The sequence below is a fragment of the Bacillus sp. 2205SS5-2 genome (assembly GCF_037024155.1).
Taxonomy (GTDB): Bacteria; Bacillota; Bacilli; order Bacillales; family Bacillaceae_K; genus Bacillus_CI.
The window spans coordinates 1-14,284 of the sequence record NZ_JAYKTS010000002.1 but is presented as its reverse complement, the minus strand read 5'-3'; the positions used below and the strand labels follow the sequence as shown (position 1 = coordinate 14,284).

General features: G+C 38.5%; 13 protein-coding genes and 1 tRNA gene. 1 reads left to right on the top strand and 13 read right to left on the bottom strand.

The genetic code is table 11. The annotated features are described in order from the left end of the window. Window positions 1-91 precede the first annotated feature (91 nt). From lonB to U8D43_RS01275, 9 genes are all read right to left on the bottom strand, one after another. Window positions 92-1,741: an ATP-dependent protease LonB gene (lonB, locus tag U8D43_RS01315; RefSeq protein WP_335869153.1), complete on the bottom strand. Its 1,650-nt coding sequence runs from the start codon at window positions 1,739-1,741 to the stop codon at window positions 92-94. Window positions 1,742-1,862: 121 nt separating this feature from the next. After that, window positions 1,863-3,134, bottom strand: a complete 1,272-nt coding sequence (gene clpX / locus U8D43_RS01310) for an ATP-dependent protease ATP-binding subunit ClpX (RefSeq protein WP_335869152.1) — start codon at window positions 3,132-3,134, stop codon at window positions 1,863-1,865. A 299-nt stretch (window positions 3,135-3,433) separates the two neighbouring features. Continuing rightward, window positions 3,434-4,720: a trigger factor gene (gene tig / locus U8D43_RS01305; RefSeq protein ID WP_335869151.1), complete on the bottom strand. Its 1,287-nt coding sequence runs from the start codon at window positions 4,718-4,720 to the stop codon at window positions 3,434-3,436. Between the two features lie 162 nt (window positions 4,721-4,882). Beyond that, entirely contained in the window at window positions 4,883-5,890 is a 1,008-nt protein-coding gene (locus U8D43_RS01300; RefSeq protein WP_335869150.1) for a tetratricopeptide repeat protein, read from the bottom strand. Between the two features lie 738 nt (window positions 5,891-6,628). Beyond that, window positions 6,629-6,702, bottom strand: a tRNA-Arg gene (locus U8D43_RS01295). 189 nt (window positions 6,703-6,891) lie between these two features. Then, window positions 6,892-7,404, bottom strand: coding sequence for a YfcE family phosphodiesterase (locus U8D43_RS01290; RefSeq protein WP_335869149.1), 513 nt, complete (start codon window positions 7,402-7,404; stop codon window positions 6,892-6,894). Then, the gene (locus tag U8D43_RS01285; protein ID WP_335869148.1) at window positions 7,401-8,015 is read right to left on the bottom strand and encodes an XTP/dITP diphosphatase; all 615 of its coding nucleotides are present in this window, start codon (window positions 8,013-8,015) and stop codon (window positions 7,401-7,403) included. The genes U8D43_RS01290 and U8D43_RS01285 overlap by 4 nt, the downstream gene beginning before the upstream one ends. Window positions 8,016-8,037: 22 nt before the next feature. Beyond that, window positions 8,038-8,775: a ribonuclease PH gene (rph, locus tag U8D43_RS01280; RefSeq protein ID WP_335869147.1), complete on the bottom strand. Its 738-nt coding sequence runs from the start codon at window positions 8,773-8,775 to the stop codon at window positions 8,038-8,040. Window positions 8,776-8,878: 103 nt separating this feature from the next. Beyond that, a complete protein-coding gene (locus U8D43_RS01275) occupies window positions 8,879-9,958 on the bottom strand; it encodes a GerMN domain-containing protein (protein ID WP_442893538.1) in 1,080 nt (359 codons plus the stop codon). 291 nt (window positions 9,959-10,249) lie between these two features. Here U8D43_RS01275 and U8D43_RS01270 point away from each other — a divergent pair, with 291 nt between their 5' ends. After that, a complete protein-coding gene (locus tag U8D43_RS01270) occupies window positions 10,250-11,275 on the top strand; it encodes an IS1595 family transposase (RefSeq protein ID WP_335869146.1) in 1,026 nt (341 codons plus the stop codon). Between the two features lie 488 nt (window positions 11,276-11,763). On the opposite strand, the gene racE is transcribed toward U8D43_RS01270, so the two are convergent. From racE to U8D43_RS01250, 4 genes are all read right to left on the bottom strand, one after another. Beyond that, window positions 11,764-12,570, bottom strand: coding sequence for a glutamate racemase (gene racE, locus U8D43_RS01265; protein ID WP_335869145.1), 807 nt, complete (start codon window positions 12,568-12,570; stop codon window positions 11,764-11,766). Between the two features lie 17 nt (window positions 12,571-12,587). Further along, window positions 12,588-13,040, bottom strand: a complete 453-nt coding sequence (locus tag U8D43_RS01260; RefSeq protein ID WP_335869144.1) for a MarR family winged helix-turn-helix transcriptional regulator — start codon at window positions 13,038-13,040, stop codon at window positions 12,588-12,590. Window positions 13,041-13,195: 155 nt separating this feature from the next. Next, window positions 13,196-13,420 carry a helix-turn-helix domain-containing protein gene (locus tag U8D43_RS01255; RefSeq protein WP_335869143.1) on the bottom strand — a complete coding sequence of 75 codons (225 nt, stop codon included), beginning with the start codon at window positions 13,418-13,420 and terminating at the stop codon, window positions 13,196-13,198. A gap of 130 nt (window positions 13,421-13,550) precedes the next feature. After that, window positions 13,551-14,027, bottom strand: coding sequence for an acyl-CoA thioesterase (locus U8D43_RS01250; protein ID WP_335869142.1), 477 nt, complete (start codon window positions 14,025-14,027; stop codon window positions 13,551-13,553). Window positions 14,028-14,284: the final 257 nt, after the last annotated feature.

Sequence of the window (14,284 nt, the reverse complement as noted above, 5' to 3'; positions counted from 1 at the left end):
GCTAACTTTTTGTTGCTGATGATCTATTCTTTCATATTTCCAAATGAAACCGATTCGAAATCGAATCGGTCTAGAACACTCCTATTTTACCTTACACACTTTGACTTTTTTCAATGCCAAATCCTTCTTTTCGATCCTTTTGCAATGCAATTTTAATAACTTCTTGTAAGGTTTTAACAGGAATGATCTCGATATCAGATACCTCTCTTAATAAAGAAGGTTGATTGTCATATGGAATAATCACCTTTGTTGCCCCAGCAAGTTTAGCAGCCTTTACCTTTGCTAATACTCCTCCGACTGGCTTAACAAGACCATGAATGCTAATCTCTCCGGTCATGGCGATATCATGGTACACAGGAATTCGATAGATTGCAGAGTAGATACCTGTTGCCATTGCGATTCCAGCAGAAGGACCATCTACTGGGATTCCACCGGGAAAATTCACATGGATATCATATTGTTCTGAAGGTATACCCATCGTACGCAAAACTGTTAAGACATTCTCAATAGACCCTTTAGCCATACTCTTTCTACGAACAGATTTCCCTTGATTTCCTATGCTCTCTTCTTCTACAATTCCCGTAATATTTATACTTCCTTTGTCTAAAGCTGGGATAACCGTTACTTCAATTTCTAGCAACGAACCGGTATTTGGGCCCGTTACAGCTAATCCATTTACAAGTCCTATCACTGCTTTTGGATTCACTCTTTTGTCAAACCGAGGAGAGAGTTGACTAGAATGAACGACCCACTCAATATCTTCATCTAGAATCCCCGTCCGTTTTTTAACAATCGCTAATCCGGCTGCAATTTGAACCATATTTACAGCTTCTCTTCCATTTCGCGCGAACGTGGATAGTATCTCCAAACCATTATCACTTATTTTTAAATTCACTTTATCAACCGCTCTTTTTCCCACTTGAATAATTTCTTCTCGATCAAGCTCTCGAAAGAATACTTCCATACACCGAGAACGAATGGCTGGTGGAATTTCACTTGGGGTCCGAGTTGTTGCTCCAATGAGTCTGAAATCGGCCGGTAGTCCATTCTTAAATATATCGTGTATATGCTGAGGAATTTGCTGGTTTTCTTCACTGTAATAAGCACTTTCCAAATATACTTTTCGATCTTCTAACACCTTCAACATCTTATTCAGTTGAATGGGGTGTAATTCACCAATTTCGTCAATAAATAATACTCCGCCATGAGCATTAGTCACCGCTCCTTGTTTTGGTTGAGGAATCCCAGCTTGTCCCATCGCTCCGGCTCCTTGATAGATTGGATCATGCACAGAACCAATTAGCGGGTCTGCTATTCCTCTTTCATCGAACCTAGCTGTCGTGGCATCTAACTCAACAAAAACCGCTTTGGGAGAAAATGGGGTCGTTTGTTGTTTTTTTGCTTCTTCTAATACTAATCGAGCTGCAGCCGTTTTTCCAACTCCAGGAGGTCCGTAAATAATCACGTGTTGAGGGTTCGGACCACATAGTGCTGCTCTTAACGCTTGAATACCATCTTCTTGCCCAATAATATCCTCAAAACTTGTTGGTCTCACCTTCTCTGCCAAAGGTTCTGATAGCTTTATCGAGCGTAGCTGTCTAAGCTGCTCCATTTCTTTTTTTGACTCTCGATCTATGGATACTTTTTGAGTTCGTTGGTTTCGAAGTAAATTCCAAAAGTACAACCCAATGATGACGCCAAAGAAAAGCTGGATAAGTAACGCAATAGCAGTCCAACTCATACAATCCCTCCAGTTATCCAAGTAGTATTACGTAGTATCTCCTGTGAATAACGAGATTAAACAAAATGGACCTACCGACAAAAAATCCCAAAAGGCGTTAACCTTTTGGGATTTTTTGTCATCATGCTGAATTTTTAGTTTCATCGTTAGGGGAAAGCTCTGTTCCATCTTCTAAAAGAAGTTTAGGCTTTTCACCATTGACTACCGTATCTTGTGTAATAATACATTTTTTGATATCTTCTCTCGATGGAAGATCAAACATAACATCCAACATAATGTTTTCGATAATCGAACGGAGACCACGTGCACCTGTTTTACGTTCGATCGCTTTTTTCGCAATTTCTATCAGTGCACCCTCTTCAAAATCAAGGTTTACTTCATCTAACTCAAGCATTTTTTGATATTGTTTCACTAGTGCATTTTTTGGTTTCGTCAAAATTTCAATTAGTGCATCCTCATCTAAAGGCGTCAAACTCGCAATGACTGGGAGACGACCGATAAATTCTGGTATGAGTCCAAATCGCAGTAAATCTTCTGGTACTACTCTAGATAGCAAGGATTTGTCTTCAACCTCTGCTTTTTTGGAATCTGACCCGAATCCGATGACTTGTTGACCTAATCGACGTTTGATGATCTGTTCAATACCGTCAAATGCACCACCGCAAATAAACAGGATATTACTTGTATCAATCTGAATGAATTCTTGGTGAGGATGCTTACGTCCACCTTGAGGCGGCACACTTGCTGTTGTTCCTTCCAAAATTTTCAGTAGTGCTTGCTGGACTCCTTCACCAGAAACATCTCGTGTAATGGATGGGTTTTCTGATTTACGAGCCACTTTGTCGATTTCATCAATATAAATAATTCCTTTTTCTGCACGTTCAACATCATAGTCAGCTGCCTGGATAAGCTTTAATAAGATGTTTTCAACATCTTCTCCAACATAGCCCGCTTCTGTAAGCGATGTCGCATCAGCAATAGCAAAAGGAACATTTAAAATTCTTGCTAAGGTTTGAGCTAAAAGAGTTTTACCACTTCCAGTGGGCCCAATTAAGCTAATATTACTTTTCGATAACTCTACATCATCTACTTTGTTATTAGAATTAATCCGCTTGTAGTGATTATATACAGCTACGGCAAGCGACTTTTTCGCCTGGTCTTGACCAATTACATATTCATCCAAAATCCCACGAATCTCCATTGGTTTCGGCACATCTTTAAATTCTACTTCTTCTTCTGTCCCAAGTTCTTCCTCTACGATTTCTGTACATAACTCGATACATTCATCGCATATATAAACTCCTGGACCTGCCACAAGTTTCCGAACTTGATCCTGTGTTTTGCCACAGAATGAGCACTTGAGTTGTCCTTTTTCATCGTTAAATTTAAACAATGACGTTCACCCCTTAGTAAAGACTAATTAACAATATGTTAAGTCTTTAATTTATTCAATGACGATCATATAGCTACTACATGATACATTGTATTACCGAAACAGTTATGTATTGCATTTTAACACAAAACAAAATGGAAACGGAACTTAAACGACTTTAGGGAAAAACAACCAAAATCCCTTATGATTTGACCCGTCTAATCAGCTTTTCCCATTTTTACGAAATTCTATTCTTTATGTAATTTTTTTTTGTATAAAACAAGGCACGATTTAATCGCACCTTGTTTCTCTATCTATTATTATGCAACAGTTTTGCTATTATCTACAAGAAATTCGATTGCTTTGCGAATTTTCAAGTCACCTTTAAGACCATCTAAGCCACCAAGCGCTTGCTTAATGTTATCGGAGCTCATATTATATTGCTCAGCCATTACGCTTACTTCTTTTTCTGCTTCCTCATCAGAAACTTCTAAGTTTTCAGCGATTGCAATAGCTTCAAGCGTTAAGTTTGTACGTACACGTTTTGCTGCATCTTCTTGCATTTGAGCACGAAGAGCTTCTTCGTCTTGTCCTGAGAATTGGAAGTACAATTCTAAGTTCATGCCCTGCATTTGAAGACGTTGTTCAAATTCTTGCATCATACGGTTTAATTCGCTGTCGATCATAGCTTGTGGAATTTCCACTTCTGCACCTTCAGAAGCTTTTTCAATTAAAGCTTCACGAGTAGATGTTTCCGCTTCTGTTTTTTTCGTTTCTTCCAGACGCGTTTTTGTTTTTTCTTTAAGCTCAGCAAGTGTTTCTACTTCTTCGTCTGCTTCTTGAGCAAATTCATCATTAAGTTCAGGAAGTTCTTTTGTTTTAATTTCGTGAAGCTTCACTTTAAAAGTAGCCATTTTTCCAGCAAGATCTTCTGAGTGATATTCTTCTGGGAAAGTTACTTCAACTTCTTTTTCATCTCCAGCAGATAATCCGATTAACTGTTCTTCAAACCCTGGGATGAATGAACCAGATCCGATTTCAAGTGAATAATTTTCACCTTTTCCACCTTCAAATGCTTCACCTTCAACGAATCCTTCAAAATCAATAACAGCTGTATCGCCGTTTTCAACTGTTCCTTCTTCTTTTACAGCAAGCTCAGCTTGACGCTCTTGAAGAGATTTCAATTCAGCATCCACATCTTCTGCAGTTACTTCAGTAGTCATTTCTTCCACTTCTAGACCTTTGTATTCGCCCAGTTTCACTTCAGGCTTAACAGTTACTTTTGCTGTGAAAATAAACTCTTTGCCTTTTTCCATTTGAGTTACATCGATTTCAGGACGGTCAACTGGATCGATATTTGTTTCTTCCACAGCGCTTGAATAAGCTTCTGGAAGCATAAAATCAATTGCATCTTGGTAAAGAGATTCTACACCAAAACGTTTTTCGAACATGCCACGAGGCATTTTCCCTTTACGAAAACCTGGTACATTTACTTGTTTTACCACTTTATTAAAGGCTTCATCTAAACCTTTATTTACCGTTTCAACGTCAACTTCAACAGTTAAAACACCTTCATTACCTTCTAACTTTTCCCACTTTGCAGACATATTATTTCCCTCCAACAATCTATAATTGATCAATTTTCAAATTGAACATGGTTAAGAATTCCTTCTTAATATGTAACAGTATCTTCTGTCAATCTTAAGATATTGTTCACTTTACAACCATTACATTATAACACAAGTGCTTTTTCTTTCAACAGAAAGCCTTTAAATATCGGTAGAAGAAAATTCTTCTAATTTTTTTATTTTTCGTATCTCTCTCTCTATCTCTTCCACTCTTATCCCCATCTCTGTAGCCATTTTGTTTACATCGGTCATTTCCCCAATAAGCGCTAAGGCGTGGATATAATAAGATATGGAAGCAACGTTCTCAGAGGCTGACAAGGAAAATGGGTACCTTAAAAACGAATGTCGACTAATCATTTCTTTCATTAATGAAAAGAGAGAGGGATTTTTTTGTTCAACCATTTCTTCCACTTCGACCATCAATGCTTGATAGGAAGACATATCAAACACATCTACTAGCTCTGCCGGAATGACTTTCCCTTGTTCCCCTAGTTTTATAACTGATAGTTCTTGATCAATCTCATGTTCTCTGAGCACATTCAGAACCATTGTTTGGAGCATAGGATGCGCATTTGAGTCAGTAAGATAAGCAATCAGTTGTGACCGGTATGGACGGATGTTGCGATGAACTAATTGACCCATCACCAGTATTTGTTCTTGGAAATCACCTGTAAATAATTGAAGCTCTTCCTCCTTGGCCTCCATTATTTTTAACTGCTCTCTATTGACTACTTTTTGACTGATTGAGAGTAACTGTTTAAAGTGTTCTTCTTTGTTCGGTGGAACATTTTGCTCATCAAAGAGTGCATTCAAAAGTGTTACCACTTCTTGATGTTCATTTAGTTGAATTAAAATCATCAAGTACACGTCAATGATTTCATAGTATTCGCCTTTGCCTTCTTGCAGAAGAGATTGACAAAAGTCTCTCGCCGCTTCATATTGTTCCCCTTCATATAAAGCAAGTATTAACGCCATGTATATTTGGGGTTGTTCATATCCTAAATCTAATGCTTGCTTCAACAAATCAGCTGCTTCTCGGTATTTCTTTTCTTGGAGATAATCGAGACCTTTCTCCATCAACCTTTCCTTAATACCAGGGAAATAAACAACATTTCCGCTATATTCTATGGTTTTGCGTTTCTTTTTCATGGTACATACCGTCCTTCTCACACTCTATCTTATTTAGTGTAGCATGTGAAAATCATAATACCAAACAATATCCAAGAGGGACAGGTATCTCTTCTCATTTTGCTGTTTACTAAAGGCTCTTTTCGTATACATTGTGGCTATTTCATCTGATTTTTGACTAAATCCTCCATTTCATTGTTGATTTTCCTAAAAATAGACGGATCCAGCTACAGTGGCTTGAGGCTCGGGTCAAATGAATAACTCTCCAGTGATTCAGGCATCACCTACGTGCTCTTCATTTGCCTGCCGCCTCAAAGCGAGCCACTTCCGCTTTTCGTGATCCAGCTACAGTGGCTTGAGGCTCGGGTCAAATGAATAACTCTCCAGTGATTCAGGCATCACCTACGTGTTCTTCATTTGCCTGCCGCCTCAAAGCGAGCCACTTCCGCTTTTCGTGATCCAGCTACAGTGGCTTGAGGCTCGGGTCAAAGCTATATCTTAGATAATGAATTGATACGAAAAGCCACAATCTTTACGAAAGCAGCCTTACTAAAAAGGGAGAAAAAATGGATTTCCCCCTGCCCGGTTTAATATCAACCTATTATTTCTGCTAATTCACTAGTAAATTCCACAAATCACCAGATTCAATACATATTAACTAATTTTGGTCAAGGTACCTGTCCCTCATCCCAATTGATCATAAAAAAACGCTGTTTCCATACGTAAGTATACGAATGAAATCAACGTTTTTAGTTTGGACGTCCCAGGAGAGATTCGAACTCCCGACCGACGCCTTAGAAGGGCGTTGCTCTATCCAGCTGAGCTACTGGGACATAATATAGTAAATAGTTCTTATTCGTTTCTGAAAAACCGTCACCCTCATCTCAGTTAGCTTTTTCAAGTTCTGAATTGATAAGTGAATGTGATTCATTTATTAAGGACATTTTTTATTATATTAGTCTATCGAGAAAAAGTCAACAACTTATTTTGAAAAAATTGAGGAAGAACAAGTTCTTCCTCGTCTATTGTACCTGGAACTGCTGCCTTAATTCAATAAGTTCTTGATGATGATGATCAAAGAAAGAAATCATAAGCACTGACGCCTTCCTTTCAATCACACAATACGTTTTCTCCTCTCGTGCGCGCGGTAACAAGATACTACCCGGATTTACATATAAGATTCCATCAACAAATTCTACTCCGAGGACATGAGAGTGACCAAATAATACAATATCTGCGTTATGTTCTATTGCTTGATAACTTAAATTCATCAGTGACATTTTCACATTATACATATGTCCATGAGTGACAAAGAATGTGGTCCCTTTCACAGCGTGTACAATATCCTCCGGAAAGTCGCCGTTCCAATCACAGTTGCCTTTAACAGTTAGAAAGTGCTTTAACGCTTCGTCATGATTGGTTAGCTCTGAATCACCACAGTGGAACATCTCATCCACTTTCCCGTGGTAGAGCTGTTGTAATTCTAGCAGTGACTCAATTGAACCATGACTATCACTTACAACCAATACTCTCATTGAGTCGACGCCTCAGATAATAAAGCTGGTAGCTTTTTCTCTAGTTTCCGTAATGCATTTCCTCGATGGCTGATGCTGTTCTTTTCTTCTGGTGATAATTCAGCCATTGCTTTTCCTAAACTAGGCACAAAAAAGATCGGATCATAGCCAAATCCATTTTCCCCACGTTTTTCTGATAGAATTTCCCCCTCACAGCTTCCCTCAACCGTGAAAGAGTCCATCCCAGGTGCAGCCACTGCTAGCGTACAACAAAAGCGGGCCGTTCGCTGTTCAGCTTCTTTCTCTTTCAGTTTTTCTAATACTTTTTCCATATTGGCTTCATCGCTTTTTGCACCGCCCGCATAACGAGCAGAGTATACACCAGGTTCCCCGTTTAATGCATCGATCATTAATCCTGAATCATCAGAAATCACCATCGTCTGGTAGGTGTTGGCAATGGTTTCCGCTTTTAAGAGGGCGTTTTCAGCAAATGTTGAACCCGTTTCTTTTACATCGATAGCCCCTTCAATGTCAAGCAAAGTCTTGACATTGAAGCCGTATGGGGCAAACATACGCGTAAATTCTTTCGCTTTTCCCTTGTTTTTTGTAGCGATTAAAACCGTTTTCTTCATCAATTTCTCCTCCAACTCTAGACTATTTCAATCGAATAGCAATTTCTCCAAGCGCTTCTTTTTGAATTTCAAACAGTTCAGTTATACCTGTTTGAGCAGCAGCAAGCAACTCTTGCAGCTCATTCATTGAGAAGGTTGCTTCTTCCCCTGTTCCTTGTAGCTCCACAAATTCACCTGTCCCAGTCATGATAATGTTCATATCCACAAGCGCTTTAGAATCCTCTGCATAATTCAAATCAAGAACAACACCATGTTCTTTTACTGTTCCTACACTTGTTGCAGCTAAATAATCTTTTAATGGGAACTGTGGCAATTTTTTGTTGTCTTGCAATTGAGCTAAAGCATATGCAACAGCAACAAACGCACCTGTAATAGAGGCTGTTCTTGTTCCGCCATCTGCTTGTATGACGTCACAATCCACCCAAATCGTTCTTTCCCCTAGAGCTTTAAGGTCAACAACCGCTCTTAAAGAACGTCCAATTAAGCGTTGTATTTCCATCGTTCTGCCTGAAACCTTCCCTCTTGACGACTCCCGGATATTACGAGTTCCTGTCGCACGTGGCAACATGGAATATTCTGCTGAGACCCAGCCTTTTCCCTCACCTCGCATAAATGGGGGTACTCTTTCTTCAATACTTGCAGTACAAATCACTTTTGTCTCTCCAACGGTTATCAATACTGACCCTTCAGGATGTTTCAAGTAACCCGTTTCAATATGTATATTTCGTAACTGCGTCGATTCTCTACCGTCAATTCTCATTCTAGTCCCTCCGCTTATTACACTTTTTAAAAAAAAAGAGAAGAGGCGGCAGAAGCCAACCTCTTTCGCTTACCTTCTATATAGTATAACAAACTGACCCATTTTAAAAACTTATCGTATTGACTCTTTCAGGTCGAGTGACTGGTTCACTTAATATATCACCTTCTTCGTTAACGAGATCCCCTTCCCCGTTCACCAGTACGGACACTTTTTCAATTCCAGTTTGCTCGGTTAAGGATAGTACAAGTGAATTAAGTAGTTGAGTAGAAATTAGTTCCTCTTCAAAGCTGCCAAATATTGCTTCATTAAAATTTAAGGTTACTTCTCCATCGACAAGTTTAGGGTCATCTAGTAAAGCTACATCTGACATAAACCCGCTCACTAATTTGGATGTGTACGCTGGTCCATCAATCAGCTCCTCCACAACGGCTATTACGTTATCATTTTCAACGTTACTCACCCTTTTTGTCACAGGAACATAGTAAACTGATTCACCCTTTTGAGCTAAATAATACACTGTAACTTGTCTTGAATTAGTTAAGTCGACTACACCATTTGAGTCAAGATTAATACCCATCGTACGACTTAAACCATTCTTATTAATCGGCGTTCCATTGACAGGCATTTCTGTTAACGGGTAACCATTTACTCTGAGTTCAACTTTCTCCACTTTTTCAAACTGGGTTAAGGTCCAAGTTACTGCTTGTAAAATTTTCTCTTCATCCTCCGCTGCGTATTTCTCAAACTCTGGTGAAAAATCAGCGATGGCTTTATTTCCATCAATATTCACATCGACTGTTGTATCTGCTGGTAGCACGGCTCTAAATCCATTCGGTAGTATATTTGAAACAGGCCCGTTTGTCACCAAATACTCTAAGGCTTGCTTTGCAACACTTTCAACTTTCGGAAGCGACATCGTCTGAGAAACAACATACCCGTTTTCATCAATTAAATATAATTCCGTCATAATGGTTGCAGTTGAATCGTCTATTGAGCTTGTCACCGTATCTCCCTCTGCAGAATCAGTAGTATCCACACTTTCTTCTCCCTCTTCTAAGTAAGAGACATCCTCCTGTGGTGGATCTTGTTGTACTTTCTCATCTCCCCCGAATAATCCACACCCAGATAAATATAAAGATGAAGCAAGGACCATTACCGCCGTCACTTTAAATCGCTTCGACAAAGCTAACCCCTCCTAAGACAGTTTGTACTATATGTATACGAGCTTATCGCCAAAATAGACCGAGCGAATGAAAAAACTTCCCTCCATTTTGATGCACGTTTTGTAACTAAAGCGTAAGATAAGCGCAATGCACATAGGGCTAGACACTAATTCCCCTATTTTTAAAGTAACTATTTTCACAGCAATATCTTAAAACAATAAGGCTTTGTTAAGATTTAGGGTTGATATTGTGTAAATTCTGCTAAATTGTGCCATCCTTATCGTAAGAATATTACGGAAGAGGTAAGACAGATGGCCACATTAGCGAATATCTTAGCTGACGTTTCTTATTTAACAGACAAAGATAAAGAAAATCTATTGGAATTTCTTAAGCGTATTTTTACGCACGATGCTTCTCAACATGGTAACTTGATTGGTGAGCTTCGTGAAAATAAATTTACTAGTGGTTATCATTGTCGACATTGCGGAAGTGTGTCTGTTGTTCGATACGGTAAACGAAATGGTCGTCAAAGATATAAATGTAAGGATTGCTTTAAAATCAGCAATGACCTAACGAATACTCCACTATATCGGTCCAAAAAAGCTAATAAGTGGATTACCTTTATTGAATGTATGCTAAAAGGACTGTCTCTTCGCGAATCTGCTAAAATTGTCGGTGTTCATTTCACGACCTGTTTTTACTGGCGGCACAAGCTCCTATCTGCTTTGGCAAGGCAACAAACACCTACTTTTGAAGGCATTGTAGAAGCCGATGAAACCTATTTTTTAGAGAGCCGCAAAGGTAGAAATATCCTTACAGATAGAAAGTCTCGAAAACGTGCTGGTTCTGCAACTAAACGAGGTATTTCCTCTGAACAAGTATGCGTATTAATCGCAAAAGACCGTAATAAGAATACGTTATCCAAAGTAGTTGGAATGGGACGGATTCTAACTCAACAATTAGATGAAAATTTAACACATCTTCTACAAGAAGATGCTGTACTGTGCTCGGATGCCCATAGCTCTTACAAGTCATATTCTAAAGGAAATGGTATTCAACATATCATCATTAACGCTAGTAAAAAAGAGCATGTTAAACGTGGTATCTATCACATAAATAACATTAACAACTACCATTCTCGACTAAAGAAATGGATAAGAAAGTTCAACGGTGTATCAACGAAATATTTACAACTATACTTGATCTGGTTCCAGTTCCTTGAAAACCGTGAAATGGAAGCAGATTTGAGCAAAAAGAAACGGATGCTCTTTTTAGCCTGTATATTAGGCACTTGGGAAACAACAGACAGCTTACGATTAAGGGCAGAAGCCTTCTAAACCCTGAACATGCCAGGTTTTAGAAGATCAATCTTCAAAATCAACCTTTATCTCTAACAAAGCCAACAATAAAAAGATAATTTTAAGGACCTCTAATCGAATTTATTTAACGATATCAGTGACGAAATCGAAGGTTATTTGACATTTAAGATGAAAGCATACATCCATTCATACCAATGAAGGGTGCCTTGCGATGCTTCCATCGATTCTTTCAAATTTAGGAAGGAAATTGTTTATCCTATGCCTAAACAGGATAGGTGAACAAATGGATGCGCACTAGAACTCAACTGATTTTGAAGTTTTCAAGTATAGAATAACAACCAAGTTATTTACTTGGAACAAAAATAAAAACGCTGTAGATATGGAAATTCTCAGCGTTTTTTCTATAATATATTTTTATCCATTAATAAACTGTCCAGAAAGACCATTTTTCCATTAACGAATTCCCATATTTTTTTGCATTTTTATTAGCAATCATAATTTCTATATTATTTATCCTCGGGTAGCCGAATCGATGTAACATGAAAATCATCCCGTTGGAGCCAATCTGAGGCTATTACGGTAAAAAGCTTTTTAGATCCTGTTGTGAAAAAACAATGATGAGGAGGACTTTCTCCTTCTGCTAATGCATTCCGGTAATCTAAAATAGCACTTGCCTCTCTAGCCGTTTCATCTCCAGAACTGATTATTTTAACTTTTCTTCCCATTTCAGCTTGGATGACAGGCTCTAGTAATGGGTAATGAGTACACCCTAAAATAAGTGTGTCTAACTTTTTCGCTCGCAGTGGTTGTAGCGTCTGGGAGACGATTTTCTCAACAAATGTCCCCTCGTACTCACCTGATTCTACTAAAGGCACAAACTTCGGGCAGGCCAGTGCTAACACTGTTACTCTACGATTAATAGATTTTATAGCTTTTTCATAAGCTTTACTATTAACCGTCCCCACTGTTCCAAGGACACCTATGTTTCCCGAATAAGTATGCTTTAAAGCAGCACGAGATCCTGGAAGAATTACACCCAAAACTGGAATCGACAAAGCCTCTCGTATTTCTTTTAAGACCACGGCTGTCGCCGTATTACAAGCTATAATTAGCATTTTTATATCATATTGAAGTAAGTACTCTGTCATTTCCCAAGTGAATTGGGCCACTTCTTCTCTTGAGCGAGGTCCATATGGACAACGAGCGGTATCTCCTACATAATAAATTGTTTCGTTTGGAAGCTGTCGCATCACTTCTTTAGCGACTGTTAATCCTCCAACACCTGAATCCATAATACCTATGGGTTTATTCACAACTCATTCCCTCATTCTTATTTCATTTCTAGATAAAGCTTCTCGAGCTGATTCTTCAAGAGTCCAATTTCATCTATTGAAAAACCATTAAGAACATTTTGCAGATACATTTGTCTTTTTTCTATAACCTCCGCAATCATTCGCTCTCCTTTATCTTGAAGGTGAATCCGAACAACTCTTCGGTCCTTATCGTCTTTCACTCTCATAACTAGCAAACTTTTTTCCATTCGATCAACTAAGTCTGTGGTTGTACTACAAGCCAAGAACATCTTATTCGAAAGCTCCCCAATTGTCATATCACCATCCTCTAATAGCCATTGCAAAGCAATAAATTGAGGTGGAGTAATTGTATACTGGCTAAGAATTTCTCGTCCCTTTTGCTTAATAATACCTGAAATATATCGTAAATTTTTTTCTATATCAGAAACAGTATGTAATGTCTCGTCCGTAAAAACAGTTTCGTTACTCATCCTAAATGCACTCCTCAACACGTCATCACGAATACACGCCTATATGCCATTTTCTCTTTTTTTTAGTTAGAATTCAAGTGGATATTGCTATTTCCCTATGTAAGCCTCCAATACATAGCAAACCGGTTCCCCCAAATCGAAGGAACCGGAAAACATTAAAGCTTTAGCTCTCCCATGCGGAGAAGTTCTACCACAGCTTGTGAACGCCCCTTCACTCCAAGCTTTTGCATGGCATTGGAAATGTGATTTCGAACTGTTTTTTCACTGATAAACAACTCACTTGCGATCTCCTTTGTTGTTTTATCTTGGACTAACAGCTCAAATACCTCACTTTCCCTTTTAGTTAGTAATGGTTTATGTGCATAATCATTGTCCTTCAATTATTGTACCCTCCTTGCCTTCGCCAGCTTCAACCACGCGGGGATGGGTATAACGGTCGTCGTGATATTGTATGTGAGTTAGGCTAAGAGGGTGACGGTCTAACGATACAGAAATAATAAAATATTTATTTCAAGAAAAACTTAATGCGTTTTCACTTCGTATCCCATCCATTTTTTCTCTCATACCCTCTGTCCAAGGAGCCCCTTTTCCTGTTTTTTTCGACATTTGGACGATAGTTCCTCGACCAATAAAGCAAACTTCATTTTTTCTGTTTACTGACATATAATGCAAATCTACTGAAGATGTGCCTATTTTGAAAGCCTTTACATAAATATTTAAATCCTCGCTAAAAAATACTTGTTTCAGGAAGTCACACTGCAGATCGGCAACAACCGGAATATACTCATATGAAGGTTTTAACCATTCTTGCATAAATCCTAAACTTTTAAAATATTCAATCCGCGCTTCTTCAAAATAGATAAATGGAATCGTGTTATTCAAATGACCAAACATATCCGTTTCTGAGAAGCGAACTTTGACGGGGTGACTAAATTTAAATTCTTGTTTCCACTCTAATAAATCATCAATATACGCTATTTTTTTCACTATTATCCCTCCAGTTGAATGAACAATCATTCATTTTCTTTATTATACCCTTTATGAATTCAATTGGAAACTTCCTCGAACTTGGATTGGAGTAATTCATTTTTATTTATATTAATGAGTATGCCGTTAGCTCAGAAAGACTCACTGTTTCAGTTGATATAAGATTCTCTTCCTGACTTACAATATCGTTGAACTTTCAATTTCAAACTAGGTTATAGCTTTCCGCGGGGCGGGCGGTGAGCCTCCATGGAAGGTTC

What these genes read in the sequence shown, in the direction of transcription:
- lonB (WP_335869153.1), bottom strand. Translation starts at nt 1,741, where the DNA reads ATGAGTTGGACTGCTATTGCGTTACTTATCCAGCTTTTCTTTGGCGTC.
- tig (WP_335869151.1), bottom strand. Translation starts at nt 4,720, where the DNA reads ATGTCTGCAAAGTGGGAAAAGTTAGAAGGTAATGAAGGTGTTTTAACT.
- U8D43_RS01300 (WP_335869150.1), bottom strand. Translation starts at nt 5,890, where the DNA reads ATGAAAAAGAAACGCAAAACCATAGAATATAGCGGAAATGTTGTTTAT.
- U8D43_RS01290 (WP_335869149.1), bottom strand. Translation starts at nt 7,404, where the DNA reads ATGAGAGTATTGGTTGTAAGTGATAGTCATGGTTCAATTGAGTCACTG.
- U8D43_RS01285 (WP_335869148.1), bottom strand. Translation starts at nt 8,015, where the DNA reads ATGAAGAAAACGGTTTTAATCGCTACAAAAAACAAGGGAAAAGCGAAA.
- rph (WP_335869147.1), bottom strand. Translation starts at nt 8,775, where the DNA reads ATGAGAATTGACGGTAGAGAATCGACGCAGTTACGAAATATACATATT.
- U8D43_RS01270 (WP_335869146.1), top strand. Translation starts at nt 10,250, where the DNA reads ATGGCCACATTAGCGAATATCTTAGCTGACGTTTCTTATTTAACAGAC.
- U8D43_RS01260 (WP_335869144.1), bottom strand. Translation starts at nt 13,040, where the DNA reads ATGAGTAACGAAACTGTTTTTACGGACGAGACATTACATACTGTTTCT.